General features: G+C 51.6%; 25 protein-coding genes. 10 read left to right on the plus strand and 15 right to left on the minus strand.

The window, feature by feature from the left end:
- Window positions 1-17 precede the first annotated feature (17 nt).
- From NZD89_RS18360 to NZD89_RS18370, 3 genes are all read right to left on the minus strand, one after another.
- Window positions 18-683, minus strand: coding sequence for a response regulator (locus NZD89_RS18360; protein ID WP_268004218.1), 666 nt, complete (start codon window positions 681-683; stop codon window positions 18-20).
- The gene (locus NZD89_RS18365; protein WP_268004219.1) at window positions 680-1,960 is read right to left on the minus strand and encodes a sensor histidine kinase; all 1,281 of its coding nucleotides are present in this window, start codon (window positions 1,958-1,960) and stop codon (window positions 680-682) included. Before NZD89_RS18365 ends, NZD89_RS18360 begins: the two co-directional genes overlap by 4 nt.
- A 337-nt stretch (window positions 1,961-2,297) precedes the next feature.
- Entirely contained in the window at window positions 2,298-4,148 is a 1,851-nt protein-coding gene (locus NZD89_RS18370; protein WP_268004220.1) for a PAS domain-containing sensor histidine kinase, read from the minus strand.
- Window positions 4,149-4,324: 176 nt separating this feature from the next.
- Between NZD89_RS18370 and NZD89_RS18375 the strand changes: the two genes are divergently transcribed.
- The 3 genes from NZD89_RS18375 (at window position 4,325) to NZD89_RS18385 (ending at window position 6,182) form a co-directional block, all read left to right on the plus strand.
- Window positions 4,325-4,483 (plus strand): hypothetical protein, encoded by a 159-nt coding sequence (locus tag NZD89_RS18375; RefSeq protein WP_268004221.1) that lies wholly within the window; start codon window positions 4,325-4,327, stop codon window positions 4,481-4,483.
- Window positions 4,484-4,890: 407 nt separating this feature from the next.
- Window positions 4,891-5,697, plus strand: a complete 807-nt coding sequence (locus NZD89_RS18380) for a hypothetical protein (RefSeq protein WP_268004222.1) — start codon at window positions 4,891-4,893, stop codon at window positions 5,695-5,697.
- Window positions 5,698-5,834: 137 nt separating this feature from the next.
- Entirely contained in the window at window positions 5,835-6,182 is a 348-nt protein-coding gene (locus NZD89_RS18385; protein WP_268004223.1) for an Hsp20/alpha crystallin family protein, read from the plus strand.
- Here the strand turns inward: NZD89_RS18385 and NZD89_RS18390 are convergent.
- Window positions 6,179-8,488, minus strand: a complete 2,310-nt coding sequence (locus NZD89_RS18390) for a PAS domain-containing sensor histidine kinase (RefSeq protein WP_268004224.1) — start codon at window positions 8,486-8,488, stop codon at window positions 6,179-6,181. The two genes, NZD89_RS18385 and NZD89_RS18390, sit on opposite strands and share 4 nt — an antisense overlap.
- Window positions 8,489-9,149: 661 nt before the next feature.
- Between NZD89_RS18390 and NZD89_RS18395 the strand changes: the two genes are divergently transcribed.
- Window positions 9,150-9,431, plus strand: coding sequence for an IDEAL domain-containing protein (locus NZD89_RS18395; protein WP_268004225.1), 282 nt, complete (start codon window positions 9,150-9,152; stop codon window positions 9,429-9,431).
- Between the two features lie 34 nt (window positions 9,432-9,465).
- On the opposite strand, the gene NZD89_RS18400 is transcribed toward NZD89_RS18395, so the two are convergent.
- The 3 genes from NZD89_RS18400 to NZD89_RS18410 all read right to left on the minus strand — a co-directional run bounded on the left by NZD89_RS18400 (window position 9,466) and on the right by NZD89_RS18410 (window position 13,021).
- Entirely contained in the window at window positions 9,466-11,445 is a 1,980-nt protein-coding gene (locus tag NZD89_RS18400) for an FUSC family protein (RefSeq protein ID WP_268004226.1), read from the minus strand.
- A 76-nt stretch (window positions 11,446-11,521) separates the two neighbouring features.
- Window positions 11,522-11,983: a MarR family winged helix-turn-helix transcriptional regulator gene (locus NZD89_RS18405; RefSeq protein ID WP_268004227.1), complete on the minus strand. Its 462-nt coding sequence runs from the start codon at window positions 11,981-11,983 to the stop codon at window positions 11,522-11,524.
- A 90-nt stretch (window positions 11,984-12,073) separates the two neighbouring features.
- A complete protein-coding gene (locus NZD89_RS18410; protein ID WP_268004228.1) occupies window positions 12,074-13,021 on the minus strand; it encodes a D-2-hydroxyacid dehydrogenase in 948 nt (315 codons plus the stop codon).
- Between the two features lie 314 nt (window positions 13,022-13,335).
- On the opposite strand from NZD89_RS18410, the gene NZD89_RS18415 reads away from it, so the two are divergent.
- The 3 genes from NZD89_RS18415 (at window position 13,336) to NZD89_RS18420 (ending at window position 15,771) form a co-directional block, all read left to right on the plus strand.
- Entirely contained in the window at window positions 13,336-13,656 is a 321-nt protein-coding gene (locus tag NZD89_RS18415) for a hypothetical protein (RefSeq protein WP_268004230.1), read from the plus strand.
- A gap of 278 nt (window positions 13,657-13,934) precedes the next feature.
- Complete coding sequence (locus NZD89_RS29770) at window positions 13,935-14,348, plus strand: carbohydrate ABC transporter permease (protein WP_369125211.1); 414 nt, start codon at window positions 13,935-13,937, stop codon at window positions 14,346-14,348.
- A gap of 553 nt (window positions 14,349-14,901) precedes the next feature.
- Complete coding sequence (locus NZD89_RS18420; RefSeq protein ID WP_268004231.1) at window positions 14,902-15,771, plus strand: Gfo/Idh/MocA family protein; 870 nt, start codon at window positions 14,902-14,904, stop codon at window positions 15,769-15,771.
- A gap of 431 nt (window positions 15,772-16,202) precedes the next feature.
- Here NZD89_RS18420 and NZD89_RS18425 read toward each other — a convergent pair whose 3' ends face one another.
- Entirely contained in the window at window positions 16,203-17,027 is an 825-nt protein-coding gene (locus NZD89_RS18425) for a sugar phosphate isomerase/epimerase family protein (protein ID WP_268004232.1), read from the minus strand.
- 71 nt (window positions 17,028-17,098) lie between these two features.
- Window positions 17,099-17,881, minus strand: a complete 783-nt coding sequence (locus NZD89_RS18430; protein WP_268004233.1) for a phytanoyl-CoA dioxygenase family protein — start codon at window positions 17,879-17,881, stop codon at window positions 17,099-17,101.
- A 144-nt stretch (window positions 17,882-18,025) separates the two neighbouring features.
- Here NZD89_RS18430 and NZD89_RS18435 point away from each other — a divergent pair, with 144 nt between their 5' ends.
- The gene (locus NZD89_RS18435; RefSeq protein ID WP_268004234.1) at window positions 18,026-18,898 is read left to right on the plus strand and encodes an AraC family transcriptional regulator; all 873 of its coding nucleotides are present in this window, start codon (window positions 18,026-18,028) and stop codon (window positions 18,896-18,898) included.
- Between the two features lie 99 nt (window positions 18,899-18,997).
- On the opposite strand, the gene NZD89_RS18440 is transcribed toward NZD89_RS18435, so the two are convergent.
- The gene (locus tag NZD89_RS18440; RefSeq protein ID WP_268004235.1) at window positions 18,998-19,954 is read right to left on the minus strand and encodes an EcsC family protein; all 957 of its coding nucleotides are present in this window, start codon (window positions 19,952-19,954) and stop codon (window positions 18,998-19,000) included.
- Between the two features lie 479 nt (window positions 19,955-20,433).
- On the opposite strand from NZD89_RS18440, the gene NZD89_RS18445 reads away from it, so the two are divergent.
- Window positions 20,434-21,210 (plus strand): Cof-type HAD-IIB family hydrolase, encoded by a 777-nt coding sequence (locus NZD89_RS18445; RefSeq protein ID WP_268004236.1) that lies wholly within the window; start codon window positions 20,434-20,436, stop codon window positions 21,208-21,210.
- Window positions 21,211-21,235: 25 nt separating this feature from the next.
- Here NZD89_RS18445 and NZD89_RS18450 read toward each other — a convergent pair whose 3' ends face one another.
- From NZD89_RS18450 to NZD89_RS18460, 3 genes are all read right to left on the minus strand, one after another.
- Window positions 21,236-21,397, minus strand: coding sequence for a hypothetical protein (locus NZD89_RS18450; protein WP_268004237.1), 162 nt, complete (start codon window positions 21,395-21,397; stop codon window positions 21,236-21,238).
- 100 nt (window positions 21,398-21,497) lie between these two features.
- Window positions 21,498-21,644 carry a hypothetical protein gene (locus tag NZD89_RS18455; protein ID WP_268004238.1) on the minus strand — a complete coding sequence of 49 codons (147 nt, stop codon included), beginning with the start codon at window positions 21,642-21,644 and terminating at the stop codon, window positions 21,498-21,500.
- A gap of 45 nt (window positions 21,645-21,689) precedes the next feature.
- On the minus strand, window positions 21,690-22,718 hold the full coding sequence (locus NZD89_RS18460) for a hypothetical protein (protein WP_268004239.1): 1,029 nt from the start codon (window positions 22,716-22,718) through the stop codon (window positions 21,690-21,692).
- A 315-nt stretch (window positions 22,719-23,033) separates the two neighbouring features.
- Here NZD89_RS18460 and NZD89_RS18465 point away from each other — a divergent pair, with 315 nt between their 5' ends.
- Window positions 23,034-23,990, plus strand: a complete 957-nt coding sequence (locus NZD89_RS18465; RefSeq protein WP_268004240.1) for a ring-cleaving dioxygenase — start codon at window positions 23,034-23,036, stop codon at window positions 23,988-23,990.
- A gap of 129 nt (window positions 23,991-24,119) precedes the next feature.
- On the opposite strand, the gene NZD89_RS18470 is transcribed toward NZD89_RS18465, so the two are convergent.
- Together NZD89_RS18470 and NZD89_RS18475 are read right to left on the minus strand one after the other, a co-directional pair.
- Window positions 24,120-25,565 (minus strand): WD40/YVTN/BNR-like repeat-containing protein, encoded by a 1,446-nt coding sequence (locus tag NZD89_RS18470; RefSeq protein ID WP_268004241.1) that lies wholly within the window; start codon window positions 25,563-25,565, stop codon window positions 24,120-24,122.
- Window positions 25,562-26,107 carry an RNA polymerase sigma factor gene (locus tag NZD89_RS18475; RefSeq protein WP_268004242.1) on the minus strand — a complete coding sequence of 182 codons (546 nt, stop codon included), beginning with the start codon at window positions 26,105-26,107 and terminating at the stop codon, window positions 25,562-25,564. Before NZD89_RS18475 ends, NZD89_RS18470 begins: the two co-directional genes overlap by 4 nt.
- Window positions 26,108-26,441: the final 334 nt, after the last annotated feature.

Below are 26,441 nucleotides of genomic sequence, written 5' to 3' on the forward strand. Positions count from 1 at the left end.
TCCGGGTCTCGATGAGTTTACGGAAGTCGACCGTAGCCATGCCGGACTGCATACAGAGCGACTTGTGTCCGATCCCGCAAACTCAACTTGGCGATCAGATTACTGACGTGATTTTTCACCGTCCCTTCCGTGACGTGCAGGTATTGACCGATCTCGCGGTTCGACATACCTTGCGCGAGGCAGTTGAGTACTTGCGTTTCTCTGTCGGTCAATAAAGCTGTCTTATCCGGCTCGGGAACCGACGCCCCTGGTTCCACTGCGCCCCCTTGCTGATGAACAGCCGCCAGAAACGTCTTGGCGATAGTCGGTGGTAAAATCGCCCCGCCGCGCACGGCTTCGCGAATGCCTTGTGCGATGGATTCTGCCGGCATGTCCTTGAGGAGGTACCCGACTGCCCCGGCGGAAAGCGCACCGACGACATCTGCCCGGTCGTCGTACGTCGTCAGCATCAGCACCTTGATGTGCGGCTGTCGAAGTAACACTTCGCGGGTCGCTGTAATGCCATCGACGTGTGGCATCCGGATATCCATTAAAATTACGTCGGGTTGGTGAACTAACGCCTCGATGACCTCGCTACCGTCGCTCGCCACGCCGACCACGAAAATTCCATCCTCTAATTCGAGAAGCGTTCGCAAACCTTCCCGCATCAACCGTTGATCATCGACAATCAAAACGCGTATCACCCGAATGCCCCTTTCCAAGTCGGCAACTGCGCCACGAGTCGAAAGCCAACGCCTGGGTCGGATTCGACAACGATGTCCCCACCGTATTGCTGCAGGCGTTGCTGCATGGAAGAAAGTCCGAAACCAAAGACGAGCTCAGCACTGCCTTTGCCGTTATCCACGACCACCAACTCAACGCCGCTCCCGGCCTTGCGCAAATCCATATGCACACGTGTGGCTCGTCCGTGGCGCTGCGCATTGGTCAGCGCCTCCTGAACGACGCGATATAAGACGGCCAGCACCTCAGCCGGAAGCGAGTCCAAGGCGGCATCGACCTGGAAGCTAGTTTGCATACTCGTCAACTTGGTAAATTGCAGTGCCAAGCGGCGCAGCGAAGTAATGCCCTCGTCAGCCTCCGTGCGCCGAATGGAGCGTACGGACGTACGAACCTCGTCAAGTGCTTCTCGTGCCAGCGCTTCGCAGACGACCAGATTTTCCAGGCTGGTTTCCCGGTCTGCATCCTGCGTCCAAATCCTTCTGGCCGCTTGTAGTTGAACAAAGAGTGCCGTCAATCGATGCGCGACCGAGTCGTGGATTTCGCCAGCGATGCGGTTTCGCTCTTCGGCAGTAGCTAAGTGATATACCTTGTCCGCATAATCATTCAGTTGATGGTTCACGATTTCCAGTCGCTTCGCCTGTTCTTGTACCTGTGTCACCGCCTGCAGCAACTGCTGCCGTTCACGCGTCTGGATCTGCAGCAAAAAAGCAAATGCAGTACCAATCAAAATGATGATGGCATATAGACAAACGACGAACCACCAAGCCACGGGTGCGTCGCCGAACTGCCCGGCAACCCGCCAATGGACGTCCAGGTGAATCATCCACACCATCTCGACAAAGGGAACACAACTGATCAACCACTGCCACCTGTCGATACGATACAGGGAGGTGTACGTAAGCAAAGTCGGGAGCGCCATCAACACCGCGGGGCCAAGTGGAGTCCAGGTGAGGAGAACCGCGCTAAACAGCGAAATGACCCCACACTCCACGAGGATAAAGGTGCGTTCTACTCGTCGCCAAACCCTGTCGTCGCGCCACGCGATCAAGATCAGATTGGTTCCCACGAGCGCGACTGTACCAATCGCAAGCACCGCTCTCTGCCACGGCAGCTCGGGAAAATTCGTATAGTACACAACCAGCGAGAACTGGGCAACGAGTCGCAACGCCAGCCAAATGCCGCGATGTCCTCGCTGTGTGAGGGGCGGGGATGCGTCATTTTTGCCTAAGCTTTCGTTCATGTAACATCGCTCCGCAAACGACCGGCCACAGCAACGGTCACAGCTTGCTTACGTTGTTTCCACGTCATACGTCTGAGTACCTCGCGTCGATAGTCTCCTTCATCCACCGTACCGGATTAAAGGGACATCACAATCTTTCGTACCACGGCGGTCTATGAGAGACCGCGTATAAACAAAACCACCCGCAGAGGGTGGCATTCCATCTCTTTAGATCACAATCCGGTTACGACGAGCGCGAAAAATAGAGCTATCCCGACGGTCACCCAACCGACGGCCGGTCACGCTCACCCTCAATTTACCACCCTCGGTGAGATTTGCAATAGGTACTCGAACACCTTTAAAACGACTGCGCTTGCTTCACAGTCACACTGGGCACCGGCATGGCGATCCGAACCTCGGTTCCGGAGTTGACTTCACTCTTGATGCTCACGCTGCCCTTGTGCTCAGAAATGATTCGATGTGTAACCAGCAAACCCAATCCCGTGCCGTGAGGCTTCGTGGTATGAAACGGCTCCCCAAGTTTGCGCAACTGGTCCGACGGGATACCACAGCCGTGATCGACAAATCGAAGCTCTGCAGAGTCGCCGACTTGATCCACGTAGATTTCGATCTCCCCGTTGTCATCACTGGCCTCAATGGCGTTTTTCAGGATGTTCATAAACACCTGTTTGATCCGGTGCTCCACACACGGAATGACGAGTTCCTTGGCGCTAAAGCGCCGGACCAACCGAATATTTCGAAGGACCGCCTGCGTCTCCAGGAGCAAGGCGACGTGTTCGAGCATTTTCACAATATCTTTGTTTTCGTATTTGACAGCCTGTGGTTTGGCAAGGGTCAATAGTTCTTCGACAATGGAATTGACCCGATCAAACTCGTGTAACATCACATCCGTGTATTGATACGTCTTTTCCGGATTGTTTTGGATGATCTGCGTAAATCCGCGCAAAACCGTCATTGGATTTCGCAGTTCGTGAGCGATTCCGGCGGCCAATTGCCCGGCGACCGAGAGTTTTTCCGATTGCAGCAGGAGTTCACTGGTCCGAACCCGCTCCGTGATGTCCCGTTCGATGGTTGAAACAGCGACGATATCTCCATCTGCATTGCGGATTGGGGACAATGTGACACTCACGTCGATTGACTCGCCATCCCTGCGCCTACGCGCGGTTTCACGAGAGATTTGACATCCGGATTGGCAAACGGACTGCAGCCATTCACGGACCTCGTCGTTCCATTCTGAAAGCGGCAAAAAGCGGCCGCCACACTCGCGTCCCGACCAGCCATACATCGCCTCGAACGCCTGATTCGTCCGCAACAGTACTCCGTTGAGATCGAACAGGCAAATGGCGTCGGCAGAGCAATTAAAAATGGATTCAAATTCTTCTTTTAGGGTTTTGACTTCCTGTTCATGTTGTTTGCGCTCCGTGATATCGCGTCCAATCACGAGTACGCGGTGCCGACCTCCATTCGTCCGATAGATGGGTATTGTGATGGTGTCAAACGTGCGAGGACGTGAATCGATAGGCGTATAACTAGCTTCTTCGCGTATCGGTGCACCGTGTTCCCAAACCAACGTGTCGTCTTCATGAACGAGGGTCGTGGCTGCACAGCTAGTCCCCATGATCTCAGTCATCGTCTTGCCGTACCAGGACTTTTTTTCTATTGAAAAGAGTTGTAGCGCGGTTTCGTTTGCCTCTAGCCATCGACCCTTGTCGTCCTTGAACAATACGACGTCAGGCATGGCGTTGATCAGCGTGTAGAGCTGTTGTTCGCGCTCGCGCTGCGCCTCCTCCGCACGCTTCCTATCGGTGATATCCGTGCTCACGGAAATAAATTGGTGCGGTTTTCCTTGATCGTTCAGAAAGGGTACAACAGTGGATTGCACCCACAGTTGATCACCTTTTTTGCTACGGCTCTGAATTTCACCGCTCCACACTCGTCCGTTCGATAGCGCCGTATACATCTCGCGCTCGATGTCAGGCTTCAATTCCCCGTCGATAAGTGTCTGATAAGACTGTCCGAGAACCTCTTCACTAACAAATCCTGTGATTTTGCAATACTTATCATTCACATACATCAATCGCCCATCTTGGTCGATGATGGTCACGATGCACGCTTCACTCAATGCGACCTGAATGTCCGTCAACACTTGCAAAGCATGTGTGAGCTCCGCCTCTACGCGTCGAAACATACGATCCCCTCGCCTACACTGTGACCTTAATCAAGAAAATGCGTTCTCTATACCAGTTTGACCGGATGTTGATATTCTCAACCCTCTAAATGTTTATGCACCAACGTGTCTGCATTATCCGAAGCGTGAATATCTGCCACCGCGGTCTAAAACTACTCGCAAATAGGAGATTCAAGATGCTCTACCACACAGAGTGGCTCAACTATATTTCTCAGAAAATTATATTTTATCCCTCCGTGCGACGATTTAGGGCACGTTTCGACATCGATCAACAGCTCAACAGCGTGCTGGCTTCCGAAATTCGACGCAACGGCAACTATGGTGCAATGATTTGAATAGCGGCCGCAGGGCGGGTTCAAAATGACATCACATTGCATACACTACAGAAACCACAGCCCCCTTTTCGCATTCAGATCACGTCCCAAGGCCATCTAATCCTAAAGCAGGTTGCACTTCCTGCACGAGTAGGGTTAAATTAGCTGTTAAGGTACCAATCTCACATCGCCTCAACGGAAATTCGGCACGTAACGCGTTCCGATCCAGCGTTGCTTTACGCTCATGTTACGTGCAAAACATCTGTTCCTACAGATAGCCAATAGAATCTTTGCGCCGACTACTAGTTTCGACATCCTTCATGTGAGCAAATCTATATACTGAGTGTACCCGTTGAGCGGCTTCGAGAGAGTTTATCACTCACTTTATCAAAGTGGCGATTTCAATCTAAATAGGGAGTTGTGCAGATATGACGTGGACTCAAGGCCAACCACCTCGAGTAAATCAATCACCGTTTATCGATCCGACGAAAGAGCCCGGCAATCCAAATATGAAACCCAATGACCGACGAAACAACCGCAATCCACGCGCTCCACAAGGTGCACCGCGCTACCAGCAGAATGTCGACAACGTCGCTGCGACGTTTACGCAAGAAGGACTACAAACGTTCTCGACGATTTTCTCATCGGCCGTGGAAGCGGCTATTGCAAAGGCCCTCCCAGACATCGTGGAACGCGCAGTGGAACGGCAGATGAGAGACTTACTCCAGCAAGCTGTCACGGATATCGAACGCATCACCAGAAGTCTTGCAACCCAGATCGAATCGTTTGCGCAATCCTCTGCGCAATCATCCTCGCACGCAGGTGCGCCCGAGGTGTCGGTGGTTGAAACGGAACATGCGAACGAAACCTCTGACGATACGCCCTTGCCGGCCGTGAGTGTCCTGTCGGAAGCGCCTGAAGTAGATAACGAGATTCCTGCTCGCCCTAGCGAAGTGGATGAGCAATCAGCGGATGCGAAGTCAGATACGGTAGACCACGCAAGTGAGTCGAGCGCGAGTACGAACACTCAAACTGGACGCGTCGCCCAGGAAGTTGAGCTGGTCGTGCACACGCTGCGAGAGATCGGGCGTCCAGTCAAATCCGATGAACTGCGTACATTGACCCAAGACGTCCAATGGGGCAGTAATCCGTCGGTAAAAATGAGCAGTATCATCAACAAGTCGAACGGACAAATCGTACGGGTGGGCCGTGGAATTTACCAGTACAAGGCTTAACATCACAAATGGCCATACCTCATGATGTCGGCATGAGGTATGGCCACGCTTCTCGGCGCCTGTCAACTGGCATTTGGTATCTACCCGGCGCTTTCGGACATGATATGCGGTGAGTAGACAAACCGGGGGTGTCACACATGCCAATCCCTTCTCATGGCGAAGAACCGATACCGAATTCACATGGTGTCCCGCCTTCATTTCATTTCAACGAAACTCTGGGAGCGAATGACATCGACCTGCGAGAAACGGAAACCGATATCACCATTCACGCCGCGTTACCTGGTATGGAGAAACTCGACGACGTCTACGTGATCGTCTCACCTCACGCCGTTCATCTATACCTTAAGCCACACCAGCAGGGCGGGGACCACCCCTATCGAACCATCGCACTGCCGACGGCCGTCGACGAGGCGTTTGCGAGCGCAGTGTTCACGAACGGGAAGCTCTGCATCAAAATCCCCAAGTTGAATCTAACGTTTGACTAAAACAGGGGAGCCTCCATCGGCGGGCTTTCCTGATCGATGGGTAGAACGATGTCGACCGTGGTTCCCGAGCCTTCGTCGCTGTGGATTTTCATGGTCCCGCGGTGCGTCTCAACGATACGATAACTTACCATCAAACCCAGACCCGTTCCGGTGTCCTTGTTTGTATAAAACGGCTCCCCAAGTTTTGGAAGCCTATCTTCGGGGATTCCAGGCCCATTGTCGACGATGCGAATCAACACGTGGTCACAGCCCTGTAAAAGCACGTATACTTGAATGGCTCCGCCGACCGGCACCGCCTCGACGGCGTTCTTCACCACGTTTAGAAAGACTTGCTTCATCTGATTGGAGTCGCAGTGGATAGCCGGGACTTGCTGGTGAATCACCGGCGACACTGTGACATTTTTCATCACGCACTGCGTACTCATCAGGCTAAGCACGTCGTTGAGTACGTCTGACACGTTCTTGCGCTCAAACGTCGGTTGGCTCGGCTTGGCGGCCAGTAACAATTCATCGATGATCCGGTTGATCCGGTTTAACTCTGACAACATGATATAGCAGTAATGCTCATTTTGGCTCTGTTCGGCCAGGAGTTGCACGAACCCCTTCAACGCCGTGAGCGGATTCCGAATCTCGTGCGCGACGCCAGCGGCAAGCTGCCCGACCACCGCCAGCTTGTCCGCTTTGCGAATGAGCTCTTCCGACTCCGTTCGCTCGGTGATATCGAGCAGTGTCCCGATAATCACGGGTTTTCCATGAAAACTCGTCCGAGTGCCGTGCACCTCTATGTCGATGACTGTCCCGTCTTTGCGCAGCCCCTTCATCTGATAGCGCATACTATCGACTTCTCCATCGAGGCGCTTTCGAACATTCTCTCTACATAACTCTAGGTGTTCAGGTGTAACGAGATCCCACGCCCACAGGCCGATCATCTCGTGCTCGGCGTATCCAAAAATCTCGGCCATCCTCGGATTCACAAAACGATATATGTGGTCCTCAATGATATATACGCCGACCAGAGACTCTTCGACGATGGTGCGATATTTCGTTTCCGCCTCCATCAACGCCATCTCCGCTCGCTTGCGCTCCGTAATATCGCGGGAAATCGTCGAGACAGCAACGACGTCCCCCTCGTTGTCAATCACAGGAGACACGGCCACACTGATGTCTGTCCACTGTCCATCTTTTCCGATTCTCCCCGTCTCGGTATGGACGGTCTCCCCTTGCAGAGCCGAGCGAACCCACATGGCCCATTCGGGACAATCCAAGTAAAAGGGGCGATACTGACCAATTAGATCGGCTTTTGCGCAGCCGTACATCTGTTCGAAGGCCGTGTTAACACGCAGATATCGTCCATCCCGGTCGATGACCGCGATGCCGTCCGCGCTGCTGCTGATAAACGATTCGTATAGACCTTTCGCCGCACTGAGCTCTCGTTGAGCCTCGATATGCCCTGTCAAATCCTTGGCAATCGAAAAGACACCTGTAACGGCGCCCTCAACCACCACAGGGACACTGTTGATGCTCAAGTGTACCCGCCGCCCCTCTCGATTGTGAATGGCGATTTCATACGATTGGGAACTACCTGCAAGTACCTTTGCCTGATGGGCGGCAGCTTTCTCCGTATGTTCTGACACCACGAGCGCCCGACGACTCGCTGCTGAATTCAAGTCTTCTGGGCAATACCCAGTGATCGCCTGAAATGACTGGTTGGCGTAGACTAGGTTGCCGGAGACGTCGGTTTGATAGATGATATCAGGGTTGTTCTCCACTAAAGACTGAAATTGCTGTCGATTCATCTCCGTAAAGCGTCGGGCGTACAGGACCTCCAGCACGATTTCAATCTGCTGGATACAGATACACATATCGTTCCAGTGCGGTGGAAGAGCGGGCTGCGACGAACCGAGTACCACAACTCCCACTTGTTTTTGTTCTATATGTAACGGCCAAATGCCAATATGGTAGATCCCACAATCCTCACATAAAGCTTGGATGGAACTGCAAAGGTGCTCGACTCTCGACCACCCAGGAGGGGTTGCATGACAAAACTCCTGAATTTGCGCCAACACCTGCTCTGAACGGTTGCTTCCTAGTTCTCGCAAGTGGTCCTTTAACGCACCCCACGCCCCATGCACTCGTAGAGGTTCAGATGCATTGAGAAAGAGCTGCTTTTGGTACAGAATAAACCCCGTATCCACTCCGACGATTTCTGCGAGCGCTTCCGTCGCTTCCTGAAACAATTGGCTACCACGAACAAGTTCGGTCCATCGTCTGGAACGGGACACAAAAGCAAAGTAGCGATTATCCATGAACGTACTCTCCGCCCTCAATCGTAGGTTATCGACCATACGTGCTTTTGAATTTCCTGTGGCGGGCAGATTAAAGAAAATGATCACCCAACGACCGCCCAGTGCTAAAACTCGGACTCTGCAGAAACAGAACAAGCGCTTTCAAAAGATCGCTGAAAGGTCGTAGAAATGATTGAAAAAATTGTTTAACTCACAAAAAAGGATACCAGCCCAATCTTTTCCGTCAATAGGCCAGGACCTGCCATTTTTTCATTGATAAGGCACGCAAGCTATGTGACCACAAAAGGACCTGGTCAGTCTGCCCAACGTGTGTATGCCCCGAAGGTACCCATGCGACAACCTCCTCATTTCGGAATGAATGAATTACGATACAAGGTATGGAAACGTGTAGGACAGGGTGCGGGCAAGCGCGTACTGTGTGAGGACAACAGGCGAATTCATCACCCGTGCGCAAATGCTGTTAAACAGCACCCGTTCTAACGACCCTTTCTACATGTACGTTGAACGCGTCGGCAGGGTATCACCAACCATATCAGAGGCCTAGAACCCCAATTGCGGATACGACTTTCCATTTTGTCCGTGACCGAGCGTTCTACAGAAACGTTTACTGGATAAAAGTCGGAGCCGTGAGCGATACACGGGGTAACAAGAGGGAGATCGTATGGATGTAGCAAAATTACAGTTCGGGGACTGGGTCTCATTCTTATTTCAACATCAAGCGTTACTTGGGTTTATTGTGAAAAACGTACCTGAAAAACAATCCTATGTCATCTTTGTCCCATCGACAGGCAAGCATTACACGTGCCCTGCTTCGATGGCCATACCAGAAGAACCCACGTTAAAACCGAACGACGTTCAAGCACTCATCGACTTGTCACTCGATTTAAAAGACGAGGAATGGTTCCGAGAACTGAGTCGTCGTTACTTGAACAAGTCCCGGTAACGACGACTGCCATACAAATCCTGGAACACCGTAACTACAAGGCTGTCGCGGCGGTCACCAATCCATCCCGCAACGAAGCGATCTCTTCGCCAAATGCGGTTTGTGCAGCTGAACTGGGTACGTTTTGAATCGGCGGACGGCCTGTTTCTGCTGAGCGCACTAAGTGAGCTAATGTTGCTCTCTCGGCGTCCGACACCTGAGGCCGTTCCCCACGCACGCCGGTCATCGCCAGCGCGAGATAACCAAGTCTTTGGGTGGAAACGACGACGGGCCAAAGGGATTCGAGTGCAATCCCGTTGTTCGGCAACTCATTGATGGCACTGTCGTAGACGAGCCTCAAGTTGATAAGCGCGGCCTGTAGGGCGGCGCGGCGGGACAATGAGACTTCTCGCGGCGGCTTGACGCCAGGTCTCGCACAGGATCGCAATACGTCGTCAACTGCATAGATCACTTGCGCGATGACCGGGCGCACGCGCGACGATGAAGCGCGCCGCCACAAGAGCAAACTCGCTAACAGCCCCAAGGCACACCCCACCATCGTGTCGAAGAAACGAGCTTCTATCAGCGCCGCCACACTCATTTGTGCGTGACCTAGTTCAATCAGCAAGATCGGCAACGGGGTGATGAAGACGACGGCCAGGCCGTAGTTTCGCACAATCAGCAACTCGACAATCAACTGTAAAACCACAATCGCCGCGACGACGAGGACGAGCGGCGGCTTCAAGGCCAAGATCCCACCCGCTATCAGTACACCAACAGTCGTCCCGAGTGCCCGCTGGACTGTGCGATGGACACTCGCGACCATGGTCGCACCTTGTAACACACACGCACACGTCAGTGGAACCCAGTACGGGCGGGGATTCCCAAGGGCCCAAGCGACCAACGTCGAAACCACCACGGCAACCCCGATACGCATTGTGGCGGGCCGCACGAGCGATTCCTTACGAAATGCACCCCGCAGCTCGTTGCCCAAAGATCTTCCTTCGGGCACTTCGCCTCCGTCGGGAATGGGTGTGCTCCCTACTGCTATCCCGACAGCGGCTTCCAGGTGCTTTGCCATCCGACGGCGGACTTCCGTGTCATAAGTGATTGTCGGGATTTCTATCGGGGCTGATTCCTCGGTCCTCCCTACGCGTGCCCCCAAGGTTCGCACAGCCTGTGCGAGAAGTGGACTGACTGGCCGGTTTTCCAGGGTTAACTGAATCCCGCACAAAAATAACGCATTTGCCTCCTGAACGAGCAGGTACAGTCGATACGCTTCTTTCGTCCGGCGCCAGCGCAATTCACCACCCGTCACCGCCTCTAGGGCATCACGAAGTGCGATAGTGGCTTGATGCCGCATGGCGTCGTTGGATGGGGTGCCGACCGATGCCAAGAAATCGGCTACCGACCGAAAAGCCGACCCGACCGCTCGCGTTTCTGGGCCGTGTGCGTTCACCACCCAACCAGCCATGCTCACAAGCCAGGCAATCGCCCCACCAAGCAGGACGAGCGCCGCTCGGAACGGGGCAGCGGCGGGCTCGACAGGCATTCCGGTCCCGACCGCGCCCACCAGGATGAAAAAGTATGCGGATGGAACTGGCACGCGCCACGCACCACAGAAAAAAGTCGCCCCAGCACAAACGACGCACAAGGCAATCGCGATCCCCCACACGCTCCCTGCCAATAGCGTACCAATGCCCAGTGCCAGGGAAAGGCCAACGGCCACCGACGCACACTTCACGGCGCGCTGCGCATATGGTTCAGCTCCCGCGTAAATGGCCGTAAATGCCCCCATACTCGTGATCAGTGCCCAACTCAAGTTTCCGACGAGCGCACCGACCGTCACAGTGAGGCCCATGCTGATGGCCGCGCGTGTGGCGCGTCGCCATGGGTACGGCACCGTTCGTATCTGAAATGCGCCACGAATCCCCGCTCGAGTTGGCGGTGGCGGTAGCTCCCTGCCCGTTCGCAGCCCGGCTTCTCCAGTTTCCCCCGTTGTACTTCCACCGAGATGTTCGTCTGTTTGCTTCACCTTGTTTTCCTCTCCATGTCTCTCTAATTGTCCCCTATTCCGCTTACACGTGCCCCCGCAAATCACGAAACGATACTTACGATGGTTCGCGGGTGCTCGCCCGGGTCTGTGCATCGACACATCTCTGTACAGCGAGGAGTGCCGCTTTGAGCTGTTCCTTCTCCTGCGCCGTATACGAGCCAAACAAAAGGTCTATCGCGTTTCGCTCAACATCTGCCAGCTCATTCGCCAGGCGCTTTCCTTCGTCTGTGACAAACGCCTGAATTGCACGCCTGTCACCAGCGTCTTTGCGACGTTCCACCAACGCCTTGCGCTCTAAGCTGTCGAGAATCCGAGTGATTGTAGTTTTGTCCTTTTTCGTCAAATCTGCCAATTGGGTTTGCGTAATGCCCTCGTGGCGAGCTAACGTCAGAAGAACCACCCACTGTTCCGTCGTAACGCCATAAGGTTTGAAGTGTAACATCGTAAAATTGGCGACTTTGCGATAGGTTTGGCTGATCATAAACCCTAGTGAATCATGTAATGGGTTGTAGTCCATGTCACTACCCCTTTCCTGCACTCCCCAATCAAGTTGCATAGCTAATTATAAGCTATGCAACTAAAAAATAGGAACGGTCCTCTTGACTGCTCAATATCCCGCTCCAAAATCGACTCGGTTGCTCAACTGCGCACTCCCTCGCTCGAGCTCCGCCAACGTAGACAGTAGACAGTCGGCTGCCTCCTGGGCCGTGGTGACAGCCGAGATATGAGGCGTGATAAGTATGTCTCGACGCTGCCACAGAGGCGAGTCGGCCGGTAGAGGCTCTTGGTCAAAAACGTCGAGAATCGCACATCGAATCCTCCCCGCATCAAGGGCCCTCAACAACGCCTCATTGTCCACACTTTCTCCACGGCCAACATTGATAAAGGCCGCCCCTTTGCACGCTGCGAAGAACTGGTCATCAAACACATGTCGTGTGGCGGGTGTCAACGGCAGCGTATTCACGATCCAGTCCACACAGGAGAGTGGAGAATGGATAGCCCGTTTGTAAACCTCGTCCATACGCCAAACCCGGGTAAAGTGCACATCCTGCTCCCCTCGCCGCGAGATGCCCGCGACGCTGGCTCCGAGAAACGATAGAACCTGTGCCACCCTGCTTCCGATGGCACCCGTCCCCAGCACCACAACCCGTTGTCCAGCCAGGTTCCCCGGCACCAGCGCTTGCCAAGTTCGACTCTCTTGTCGCCTTTGGAACGCGTTATGATGCTGCAGGTCACGCAACATGTAACTCAAGCAGTACTCCGCGATTTTCTCACCGAATGGCCCAGTCGTCCGCGTGAGCAACGTATCTGCATCGCCTGGAAGGTACTTGATCACGCCATCCACTCCCGCACCGAGACAGTGGATCCACTTCAATCGATGGTAGTCGAGCCCCGGTACCAGCCTGAATCCGACAAACGCGTCAGAACTGTCCAACAACTCTTGCGTCAACGTGTCGTCAGTGACGTATGTGAAAGTCTTCTCACGCTGTGTAGAGAGTATTTGCTCGAGTTCATCGTTTAACCGACCAGCGACGACAATCTGTTTGATGTGCATAGACATTCCTCCCAAGGCCCACGGATATTCAGCTGTCTTCCCGACGCGACGCCGAAATGCAAGGCCTCTGAATTCGGAAATCATCGTTGTCTGATATTTGTACTATATATGTCCGATATTAAAATTGCCGCTATTTCATTAGGTTAATATACTCGAGCAATAGATGTAAGCGCTTCACAGAAATCGCTTCTGGAACAATCTACACCGCATTATTAGAGGAGGGGCACAATGAGACGCAGCGTTTTAAGAGTGGGGACATACTTAGCATCTCTCAGTGTTCTTGTAGGTATTGTCGGGTGTGGTGTTCAAACACGGTGTCACAGTCGTCAAACAACCCGCAGGAAGCAACACTGCAAGGAGGTATACCTAAATTATCCTATAAAGGCGACATTACTTTTTTTGCACAGGCATATACTCCTGCGGCACCCGGTGTCAAGTTAACCCCAGGATCGACGAAACTTTATGAGATGGAAGACTTGGCTAAAGAATTTGAAAATCACCAGACAATGACTTCGGCGAAATTTCAAGCATGTTTGGCTTGGCTCCATATCTCGGTACCGAACAATGCCCAAGCGGCTATTAACTCGGAAGCTTTGTCTCCACATTTAAAGGAACTCAGCCAGTCCCGGCATTGAAATCGGTATCTGATGCTATCCAACAACCCTGGTACCAGGAGGATGGCGGAGAGTTCTTTACTTTTCAAGAATACAACCAAGTAAGAGGCATTTTCCAGGAGTATGTCAGCGGTAATATCACTTTCTCTCAGGCGCAACAGCAGTATGAACAGGCAGTGTCTCAGGGATTTCATGAGTATATAATCCAAAACCACGTTAATTTGTCTAAGTATTAAGAGTTATTGTTTACCGGGGATGTGAAATGAACTGCGTCCCCAATTTTAATTACAGAGGTGACGGTGCCCTACGTTGCCGGTGGGCAAGCATTTGCCATTTTCATATTAAGATCCTTCTTTCAGTCCCTCCCTCAAGAGCTATTCGACTCAGCTAGTATAGATGGAGCTGGATATTTCAGGGTTTTCCGAAGTATCGTCATACCATTATCTGTACCGATCTTAGTCACACTCGCTTTAATGAATATCATCGGTATATGGAGCGACTTTGTGCTCCCATCCCTGGTATTGAGTGGAGACCATCAAACATTGGCGGTGGCCATCGTTAATTTCCATGCTCCGCCCCTCGCTCCTCAGGAGAACGATTTTAACATTCAGTTAGCGGCTTTTGTGTTGTCATCTATACCACTTGTTCTAATGTTCAGTTTTTTAATGCGCTACTTTGTTCGAGGAATCACGAGTGGAGCTATTAAGATGTAGCCATGTGTCATTTGTAAGAATTTTTTACAATTACTAGAAATATATACTGGGTATCAATTCCCTGCATACATGGCAGAAAGAGAGGTAGCTATCAGTGAATATACCTATCGGAACACGACTTTCACCCCATCTGATGATGGAAGATTTTTCACGCACTGCAGAGCGACTAGTGGAAATCGGTTTAGTCGCATTTAGTACGCCTCGGCATTGATTACCTGCGAGTATTCGACGAATTTTCGAATCGGATTGTGCACTGTCACGGGAAAGATACCGAACTTCTACCAGAACAGCAGTACCTTTACGGGAATTTAAATGCACGGTTGGACTCTCTTCCTGCCTTTTCCGAGGGATCGTGGCGTTACTGCATTCCAGGAGATGGTGAAATAGATTGGAACCGCCTGGCTTATCGGCTACAAACCATAAATTACACGGGCTGCATCAGTGTGGAGCTGGAGGATGCAAGATATTGGGGTTCGATTGAACAGGAATTAAAAGGAATTACCAAGGCATTTACGTATTTAGCCCAATATTTTTCCTGAAGGGGAGATACCGAGTGAATAAGGTTCGTTTTTTGATGATTGGAGTCGGAGGTATGGGGCAAGCTCATATTCGCAGAATAGTCAATCTGAAAGACGCAGAGATCGTTGCATTGGTAGACCCATCTGAAAAATCGATCGCGAGTGTGAAGTCAAATTTCCCCCACCTATCTGATGTCAAGGTGTTTACTCATTTGAACGATGCACTCGATGCTGTTGAGGCAGATGCGGCGATCATCGTTACACCGCATAGTCAACATTTTGAGCAAGGCATGGCTTGTTTGCATGCGGGTTTGCATGTCTTGATGGAAAAGCCATTTGTGGCAGGCTCCGCAGATGCTCTCAAAATTATTGAGTGTGCCAACAAGGTGAATCGGCACCTTGTTGTCGGTTATCAACGACATACGGAGGGGCCGTACCTGTATTTAAAGCAACTGATTGAAAATGGTGAACTTGGCGAGATTCGCTTCATAAGTGCGTACCAGGCACAGGCATGGTTGGAAGGAACTCGAGGTACGTGGAGGCAGAATAAAGAATTATCTTGCGGTGGTCAATTAAACGATTCGGGCTCTCACCTGATCGATGTGGTCCTCTGGCTAACACAACTCAATCCGGAATCGGTTCTGGCACATATCGACAATCGAGGAACGGAAGTCGACATCGACTCAGCGCTCACTGTGCGTTTTGAGGGAGGTGCCATGGGAACGTTGAATGTTGTCGGTAGTGCCAATATGAACTGGTGGGAGGACATTTCCATTCACGGGACAAAGGGGTCTGCATTGTATCGGAACGGGGAGATATTTATCTCCAAAGGTTTAAATGCGCCTGCGTCTCCTGTGTCGGAGAGTTCTTCCCCACTGCCAGCAACCCAGATGCCAACTTTGTAGACCTCATCCTTGGAAAGACAGATACCGCAGCTGCACCTGCAGAGTGTGGATATCGCGTTTCAAGGTTGACAGAGGCTGCGTGGCGAAGTGCAGAATCTGGTCAGTGGGTTCGATTTTAAGACGGTTCTTCGATTACAACAAATCGTGATTCCAGAGCCTTGAACGAGCCGACAAACAGCGAGACCTCTTTAATGAGTTCCTTGCTGTTTGTCGTTTCTGTGTTCTCATGATTAATCAACCGCTGGTCCATTTAATTTGGTCGATACGTTCATGTCCCTCGGATAGTGGAAGAGGTTCGGAGATAATCGATTTTACGACGTCGTGATTTTGGTGGCACCAACAGCTCATCGCCCTTTCTTGAAACCCTTCATACGGCGAAAGGAACGACCGTTCCTGTGCCAAACATACCTGCGCCTCATGTATCTCAAGTGTTATATCGAATAGGCATCTTGGATCTTGTGGAGTCCATATGTCGCAACCTCTAGTGCTGATTCATGTTCAAACTGTTCAATAAACAATTCGAGAGATAAAAATCCATTGTATCCAATACCGTGTAGGAATTGAGCGAATTTTTTGGAAGGAAATATTCCGTCTCCAGGAAATACTCGGTCTTTGTCCATAATGGTCTGTGGATTAGCATCCTTAGGACAGTCATTGACGTGTACGATCCCAATGCTCGCTCCATTTATATATGCCAGTTGTTCAACCTCACTGCCGCCAGTGTACATATGAAATGGATCTAGCAGAAGTTTACCGTTTTGCACTCCGCTATCCATCAATACAAACAGGGATTCACTGATGCTGGAAATCCGTATCGCACGGCCCCAAAATTCAAGATAAGGTTCAACTCCGATCATCAGTCCCATGTTGTGCAATTCCGCGAAATGTTCCGCGATAGTACTGAGAGACTCACCCTTCAAATCACCAAAGGGTGGAGCCGCGACCGCAATGCATCCAAGCTGAGCGAGGATTTCCATTTCCCGGCGAGCTTGAAGTAGTCCCTGCGTTCGGAGAGTGTCGTCTTTATCAGCCCAACGAAAGAACGCTATAGCGTTAACCACTGAGATTCCTGAATCGCGAATGTACGCTTTTAGGGTCTGCAGAGATCCTCCGTTGTCTAAATACGACATGATGTCTCTCATCCAGAGTTCAATGCCCTCATAGCCAGCGTCTGAGGCGATCTTCACTTGTTCTACGATGTTTAAGTTAAAAGGGAACAATGTAGAAGCGTTTAGAGCTGTTTTAAACGGAAACATTCGCTATCCCCTATCATATTGGATTTTGAGTATATTGAAAATTCTATTTAATCTGCGGTTGCCGATGCACATCATTCGATGTCAGATGGGCTACCCGGCTTATACTCCTTGAATATAGGGTTCTTTCCACATACCATCAAACCTTGCCCCCAATTGACATGCACATTCTTGGTTGGCGGGTCCGCAGCATCACGATATTGGAACAGCACGTTTCTACGCACTCGATTGCTCCGATTTATGTCAGAACCATGAATTGTCAAATAATTAAAGAAAAGCACATCGCCTGCTTTTGCTGGACACGGTGTCGCTCTAGACAGTGGGTACTCCAGGTGATTCAGATAATATTGACCTACGTGTGGTATCGGCCCTAATTTATGTGACCCAGGGATGACACCGAGGCATCCGTTTTCCATATCTGCATCGTCCAAATGAACACTAGCCGCCAACATCGTGTGCCTTTCGTGCGGAAAATACGGGTGGTCTTGGTGCAATGGGAACGCAGCCCCATTTTCAGGTGGTTTTACGAGCATCTTCGAGTGGTGTAGCTGTACATTTGGTCCTATTAATCCGGAAAGTACCTGTCGCATATTCGGATGCATTAGCGCTCTCAAAAATGCAGAGTCATGATAGTGGACATCATGAAATCCTTTTAGAACAAGTTTCTTAAGTTCTTCTTGCGGCAGATAATCCCCTTGCCACGTCGCAGAACGGTCAAACTTTGTACGCGCTGCCCTATCGAGAATATCGTCTATAGCACTCCGCATCTCCTCTACCTCGGAAACACTGAATAACCCCCGTACCAACAAATATCCATTTTCTTTGTAAAATTTAACGTCTTCATTCGAAAACTCCATTACGAAAACCTCCCTCAGACAAACTGGTTTAAGAATGCTTATGCTTGCCTTTATTGTGCTTTATAAGACTTCATATGTCTTTGCAGGAAGGTGATACATATTTGCAGAAATCGGACATATGTCATGATAGAGGAAGTGAAAAAGATGCGAGAAATCGATACCCAGCGTGTCCGTAATGTACTGAATTCCACGCTTCAAAGTATCCGATTATCTGAAATTGAAATCCTCGTACACTATTGGGGATTGGAACAAGCGCACTTTAGCAACATATCGCATAAGCACTCATTCTTTGAGGTTTGTTATGTTTTACAAGGAAGAGGGTTATATGTTGAAAACGGAACAGAATTCCAATTGAACGATGGATCACTATTTATATCCAGACCTAATAGCATTCATCAAATCCTAAGTGACAGCGGTTTAACCCTCGCGTTTGTTGCCTTCGAAACTCCAGGGAAAGGAAACTCAAACCTATGGGCAACTCGATTGCAAAACATGACGGACATCGAGAATGTGGTTATACGCGGGGAAGAAGAACCTGTATCCAATTCTGTGTGGGATGCTCTCATACGCACCGCATCGCTTCCTACATTCGAACAAGACACGTTACGTGCTTTGTCCACTGCACTCATTGTTTCGTTCGCCACCAGCTTTCGGCCGATAGAATCGCCCGCGTACGTCCATTCCCCTTCACAGAGAAACCCCGCACTCGAGAGAGCGCTCACTTTCATACGGGATAATCTGGATAGGCCAATTCCACTAGGCGATGTTGCCGCGTACCTCAATGTATCTGGTCGGCATCTTTCACGATTGTTCAGAGATAACATGGGAATGAGTTACAAGACGTTCGTACAGTTGGAGCGTATGGTTATCGCACGGCAATTACTCAGTGAGAGCGAACACCCAATCAAAAAAATTTCTGAATTATGTGGATTTTCATCTATTCATTATTTCACGCGAGTGTTTACCCAAATTGCCGGTCAAACACCCGCAGCATATCGCAAAAGGCATCACTCCTAGCACCCGTTTTCCGTCCGTTAAGCAGCAAAAACAGGAATTGTTGCAAATCCAAATTTTTGAATACGTGTCTGAGCCAGGAAAGGCTGTGTGTGAACCCGTTCATCTTAGCATTCTACGATTTGGGACGCATACGAGATCCGACAATCCAGATCTCAATCTGTGGTACTCAGCTTCCACCACGTCACAACCATACACTCTTTCCAAACGCCTGACAGTGAAGTGACCGTGGGCAAGTCTTTGAAAATGGTCCGTGAAGGCAAAATTGATGGTTGCCCCGCCGAGTGCACCAATCACTGGAATCATACCGGCGACAAACTCCTCCGACACAGTTACGCCGAAGCGTCGGGAGACAATGCTTACCAGCTGGCTTAGTGTCGATAAGCCAGTTGCTGCCGTCCCGACGTCAGTCGCCAACGCCGCCGCGACCTCCTTACTCGCCTGCGCAGCCACGTGTGTATAGGCATCTCGTCCAAGTTCCGCAAACGTTTGACCGATGCTCGCAGAGGCGGCGCTTTTCGCTGCGTACATCGCGCCTTCCGCGACCGCGCTGGCGACACTCCTGCGAAGTAGATAGTACTGACTGATTCCGGCGTGATCGCCCCAAGCCCCTGCATCGAGTGCGAGTACCTCGATACAGGCTACACGTGCGGCTGGATCCGACAAGTCTTCTCCTTCGGCCCTAGCAATATCGGCGATGGTTCGCAGCAACACCGTCGTGTAAACGGGAAGTTCAGCTAAAAATGCCCATCCACCAGCAAACCCGGATGCCGCACCAATCCCCGCAGAAGCTAACTTGTGCGCTAGATCTCTTGATTTACTAGGCTTTTTCGACGAGTCGACAGTGAGAAGAACCCAATCAAACGCCTTTCCGATGGCGGAGTGTACCACGTCCGCGAGCTTCCTCTGGTATCTCTGCGGGATGGTGCGGACTGCCTTGTCTAGAGGCCTTCCAATCCAACCTGTCGCCCTATCCGCAAACGTTTGACATTCCAGAAGTTCAACGGCTTGTGCTAGCAACTGCCGGTCCTCGTCTGACATATGCGACCCATCCATCATCTCATCGCCGCCTTCCTCTCGTAGCTTTTGCGCACCCCAGACAGCTCGTCCCCGTTCAACCTAGAGAAACTTGGCCAATCCGCCATCCCAACGCATTACCACCCTATCGCCAGACCGAAACCGTTCTTTGGCTAACAGAATCAATTGTGCGCGTTGTACCGCTATTTAGCTATAGGAGATTTATGGTGCCATACCAACGCTAGCGACTAGATACAACCAATCAATGTTCAAATCAGGTGCGTTCGTCGTGTCAGCGATTGTAAGAGATCTATACGATCCGCCTGATGGACGAACACCGCACCTTTGATCTGATAGCAAAGAAGCATTACACTATGTGGTGGCCCCGCGTCTATCCGTACTCATAACGACCATTCCTCGACTCCTCAACCCCAACATCCGTCGAGTTTGCGAAATTTGGTCTCCATCGGCACACCAAGGAATTTCCTGGTTCGCGGCTGATTAAACAATCGGAGGTAATCATGACTTACAAAGCGGTGTTCTTCGATATAGATGGAACATTAATAAATGAACATAAAGAGATCCCGAATGATACACGAGATGCCGTGGCGCGCTTGCAGGCCAACGGTATCGACGTATTCATCGCCACGGGACGCGCTCCAAGCCAATTCAAGTTTGTCGCGGACGAGTTTGGTATTGATTCGTTTGTCACATGCAATGGTGGATACGCAGAATACCAGGGAAAACGAGTGTTTGGGAAGCCAATCGCACGAGATGTGCTAGAACGACTCAGTGACCTCGCCCACAAACGCGGGCACGCACTGGTATATGCAACGGATGATGCGTGTTACACGACACAAGACGATCACCCGTACGTAAAAGAATCGTTTGACTATCTCAAAATCGTAAAAAAACCAGAATATCGACCGACCGCATGGAAAGAGGTAGAAGTTTATCAGGTGTATTTGTATTGCGAGCAGCCGGAGGAAGATCTGTACACAGTTGAGTTCCCACAACTGAAGTTTATCCGGGCCCACAAACTGTACCTCGACCTGTTCCCGAGCGATGTGTCTAAAGCCGGCGGGATAGAAGCGATGCTTCGCCATTTAGGTATTGGACCCGAGGAAGTGGTCGCCTTCGGTGATGGTTTGAACGACGTGCAAATGCTCTCGTATGTCGGCATGGGGATCGCGATGGGCAATGCGCGCGATGAAGTGAAATCCTACGCCTCATTCGCGACGAAAGATGTGAACCATGGAGGTATCGCCTATGGCCTCCAGAAAATCGGTCTACTTTAACCATTGCTAGAATGGAAAACAGGACTTATTTCTCAAGATACCTAAGGTAGTTGTCACGCTGCTTGATATCCTTTGCGTTGGGCCGCGTCGGATCATGCTGTTTACGAATCCGTTCGATTGATTCCTTGTGTGCCTTCTTCAGCAATTTTCCACCCAACTCACGATGGTCCTTTCCGTTTTCAGACATCTGTTTCACCCCACCAACACGTTTACTAGCAGGATGGTCGGGACCATAACAAATTAAACCTCTCTGGAACGCCCAGAGAGGTTAATTATTCGTAGATTATCTATTTCGCGGCGTACTCCATCCACTTGCGATGCCCTGGTGACGGCTCGACCTTCTCAGCCCTCCGGGACTTTTCCAACATTTTGCGCTCAACCACTTGCCGTAACAACTGTTGTTGTGTCTTGCTAGATATCTCCTGCTTGGCCATGCTTGTCTTGCCACCACCTTCCTAGTTCGATTCTAGCACAGCGGATCAAGTGCCAAGTGATTCATCCTCAGAAACGGTTTTCCATAAATACTCCGCAATCGCATCCTCCGTCTCGAACCGCTCGAGATACTCTTGATGAACTCGTTCATAGTCCCAAATGTCTTCCGACGAAACGATAGAGCGGAATAGGAGGAGTAGATTTTCGAACGCTCCTGAGGGGATCACCTGGTCGGCGCTGACGGTTACCACGACCGCGAAGCCCTCCACGGATATCACCAGCGACGCGAAGGATACTGGTTTTGATGGGTCGTATGCGTAATCCTCACCTTGCGTGATGTCGTTCTCGTCCTTCGTCTTGGCCCATGCGCGAACCGCCCCCTTCGACACTTCCTGCATCGCCGAACAGAGCGTGGTGAACCTCCCACTCGCCTGCTGCACTTCTTGCGGCGAGAGAAGCTCGTAATCGATATGAATCCCGTCGTCCAACAGGGCGTCCGCCACGAGATTCAGATACAGTCTCAATGTCTCTTGTAAAAAGGTGAAAGAGTCCGGATAGCTGAGACGCAGCTCGCGGAGCAGCGTTCTCATATCCAGCCTCGTCCAATCTGCTGCAACTTCCGTAAATCGTCGACTCACTTGGTACTCCACCGTCAATTTGTCAAGCCGTTGTTTGGAGCGGGACACCGGTTGGAGGGAGTCCGGCAGAATTCCTTGATAAACGTTCATCGAAAGTAAAGTGATGAGCACCTGGATCACGGCAAAAGAAATCGCAATCAGGACAAACCAATCCAGAAAGGCAGGGATATCCACTTCTCCAATATGAAAAGGCTTGTCCGTATTCGATTTTATTTCGGAGCGCCCAAAATAGCCAGTCAGTAGCATGATCACCGAGTATAGCGCAACTCGAAAGACTCGCTCTCCGCGAGAACCCTCCTTGATTTTATCCCGAATTTTCGGATAGACGAGCGAAAAGCTAATGTAGACGAGCACCAACAGGAAAACTGGCATCGGGATCGGAAACGTTGCAAACCACTCACCGATTCTGTGCCAGAACGTCTGGGAAGAAAAGTTCACGTAGTCAGCCCGCTTTCACTAGAGCCTGCTATAGACACTTCACATCTTACCAAATTTACGCGAGTCATCTAGAGCGGGACAATCGATCCCGCTCGTTTTTGCTAGATGGTGAGGAAATTTATATTTAATTTACTTTTTATAGTTGTTTATATTAAAGTGTATCTGTAGTCTCCGAATCGAAGATATGTGTTTGGCGAGGAATCTCGTAACTTCGAACTACCGTATCGGCATTTACCCAAGCGAGACAATATCCGTATGGTGTTTCCGTGGACAAGCACGCGATTCGAGTCAGGTGTACGAGGGGGACAATGTAGAATGGAATTGATGGGTATTCACCATCTGACGGCAGTATCATCGCGCATTCGCGAGAATTATCAGTTCTATACAACCGTGATGGGATTGCGACTGGTCAAACGCAGCGTAAACCAAGATGACGTTAGTGCATACCACCTGTTTTATAGTGGCGACAGACGAGGCGTTCCAGGGAACGATTTGACGTTCTTTGATTGGGATATCCCCCGCGAAGAGCGAGGCACCCGCAGTATCACCAGAACGTATCTGCGCGTTCATGGGGAGAGCGCCCTCAGCTGGTGGGCCGACTGGCTCCGCGACAAAGGCGTAAAACAAAATCCAATCGAGAACATCGACGGCCGTGCCACACTTCTTTTCGAAGATCCGGAAGGCCAACGACTTGCCTTGGTGGATGACGGGGGTCGGGGAGATGCACACGAGGCGTGGGAGCGCAGTGTGGTTCCAGCTGAGAATCAAATTCGCGGACAGGGTCCAATTATGATCAGCGTTCCAGAGTTGCGATACACCGACATGGTGTTGACCACTGTGATGTCGATGCGCCAGGTGCGCCAGTACGCTCATCCAGAAAACGCGAAGCACACCGTCTACGTGTACGAAATGGGACCTGGTGGCCCCCATGCAGAGTTGCACGTCGCAGTGCAACCCGAATTGCCCGTGGCGCAACTAGGGGCAGGCGGCGTTCACCACGTCGCTTTCCGCACGCCCAACGAAACGGAGTATCACGAGTGGATTCAGCGAATACAGTCCTATCGCATTCCGAACAGTGGCGAGGTCGATCGATACTGGTTCTGCAGCCTCTATTTCAGAGAGCCAAACGGAATTCTATTCGAAATCGCCACCGATGAGCCGGGGTTTGCGGTCGATGAAGACCCGGAATCACTCGGTGAGAAAATTGTGCTCGCCCCATTCCTCGAGCCGCGTCGCGCCGAGATTGTCGCCAATCTCAAACCGCTCGACTGAATCGTTTCGCAGGCACCGCGTCGTGCGGTGCCTTTTTGTATACGGTGCAACGGATGGCGGATCGGTGGGCCCGCCGACTGAAGCACTTTGGAACGGCGTAACGCAACTACGGACGAACGTGACCCACTGTCACTCTTTATCCTGTTGCAGCTTCTCATGCGCGACGACCCAATGTCGCCCCCCGTCCGTGGTGCGGATGAGCGTTTGTGGGCCCCCATCTGATGTCGCAATCGTCGCGTAGCCATTCAAGCTGTCGCGGAACGTCAGGTCCAACACATTCGTCAAATCCTGCGAGGTAGGGATGTCCGTCCACGTCCGTCCACCGTCTGTGGTTCGTTCTAATCGATGGCTCACACGGCCCACTATCCAACCTGAAGTCGGGGTGGCAAAGTACACGTCGGTCGTCGCCTCAAAGCTTGGAAGCCTGAGTGGGGGCGTGGACGTCCAGGTCTCTCCGCCATCGTCCGTATGATAGACTTCTAAGTAAGTGGCCGCTGCCGTACGATACTCGATTGTCCAAATGCCGTTCTGTCCAAAAAATTGAGGCAACACGTCAAACGCCCCACTGGCATCCACGAGCTCACTCGGTGTGGGGACGTTTGGCTTCCAGGCCAGCCAGGTGCCCCCGCCATCCGTCGTCTTAAACCAGTCGGGGCCTTCACCCGGAACCTGTGAACTCATCCGGTATCCCGTGGAACGATTGACCATCTCGAGAGCACCCGGTTGATGTGTATTCACGTTCGATTTCACATGCGCGCCGTCGCTGCTCGCATACACCACATTCCACGATTTCCCACCATCCATCGTCCGATACAGCCGGAACGTTCCATCGTCTTGGCCAGCTGCCTGAACGACAGCAAATCCGTCTTGCGCATCGACAAATTGAATTTGTTGAACGCGTTCCCCTTCGCTGATAGGCAGTAGAACATGATTCCACGTGACCCCGCCGTTCTGCGTGGAATAAATCATCCCTGGCTCCGCACTCGTCGAGAAACTCGCTACGTTTCGTTCATGAAAATCATACGTGGTATACGGTCCAAACGATTTGTACACCCCTGTCGGCAGTGTGACGCCTTCCGGCGTAACATCCTTCCACATGACGGTACCATCCGTCGTATGCAACAGCCTCCCTCTGCTGCTGATTGCCCAACCGCCACCGCGTGAAGTGAGCTGAATCCGAGAAATCGAAACATCCGAAATCGACGTCGAGGCGACGGATGTATGTTTTAGCCCGGCGGCTGTACTCCCCGCGCTCGCGGCAGACTCTGTCGGCGCAGCAGGCGTCGATCCGACGGCGGCGGTGCTTTCTGAAGTCGCCATAGTCGAACTCGAACGCTCGTTCATTCCTGCTTTCGGGGTAAAGACAATGGCACTTACCACGCAGGCGGCGATGACCACGCCGACAATTGAATACGCATACGGCCGAAGACGCCGACGCCGTGATGGATAACGATAGCCGCTCTCTTCCGCCGCTATGCACTCGGCCAGCCGCTTACGGAGAATCGCTTTTCTGTCCGCCATAAGCGTCGCCCGTTTTCCAGACTGCAGCGCCTGCTCGATATCGTCATAGTTCACCTAGAACTCCTCCTCTCTTTGGATTGAGACACGGCGCCGGCCGTGTCACCAGAAAGCATCACGCGCAGTTTCTTCACCGCACGATGCAGCGTTACTCTGACCTTTGCACTGCTCCAATTCAAGATCTCTGCCGCTGCTTCCGTTGACTGATCATCAATGAGGCGCAAGTAGACGACCTGCCTCTCCGACTGCGTGAGCGCTCGGAATAGGTCTTCGACTTCGACCAAGGTATCCGGCCCTCTTGCGCAATGTGTCCAAGTTTCCAAATCGTCGGTAGGCTGCTCCTTATGGCGCGCTCTCCGGCGATACACATCTCGCACGCAATTCCTTGCTATCGTCCACACCCAAGCACTAGGGTTGTCTGCGGGACGCTTGCTCCATGTTCGATAGACGCGAAGGAACACTTCCTGAACCAGGTCCTCCGCATCGCTCTGATTCCCCAGACTGTATTTCGCAAATTCATAGATTTTGTCGGCGTATTCGTCAAACAACGACAGAGCGGCCTCGTCGGGCGTAAGCCAAGCCATGACGTGAACCCACATCCCTTCTGACACCCTACAAGACGACCACCAGGTGTGTTTTGTTTCGTGCACGCACAAACTTTCATCTGTGCTTTTGTTGGATTCGGTGTGAATTCAAGTGTGTCTAGCCCAGCGAAGGGCTCGTAGTCTGCTTTGCGAAGTAAAAGTTTGGAATGACGATGACCGCTGGAATCTGCGGATGGGGGCATGTGGGGATATGGCGTTTTCCTTGGTTACGAGTGATGGTCATCCCTGGGTGAGTTTGATGAGCGGTAGAAAACAAACGTAAACACGACGACGATAACACCATAGACCAGGGCGGGAGCGATGATATTCTTAACGATTCCAGACACCA

It is taken from the genome of Alicyclobacillus fastidiosus, assembly GCF_026651875.1.
Classification (GTDB): domain Bacteria; phylum Bacillota; class Bacilli; order Alicyclobacillales; family Alicyclobacillaceae; genus Alicyclobacillus; species Alicyclobacillus fastidiosus.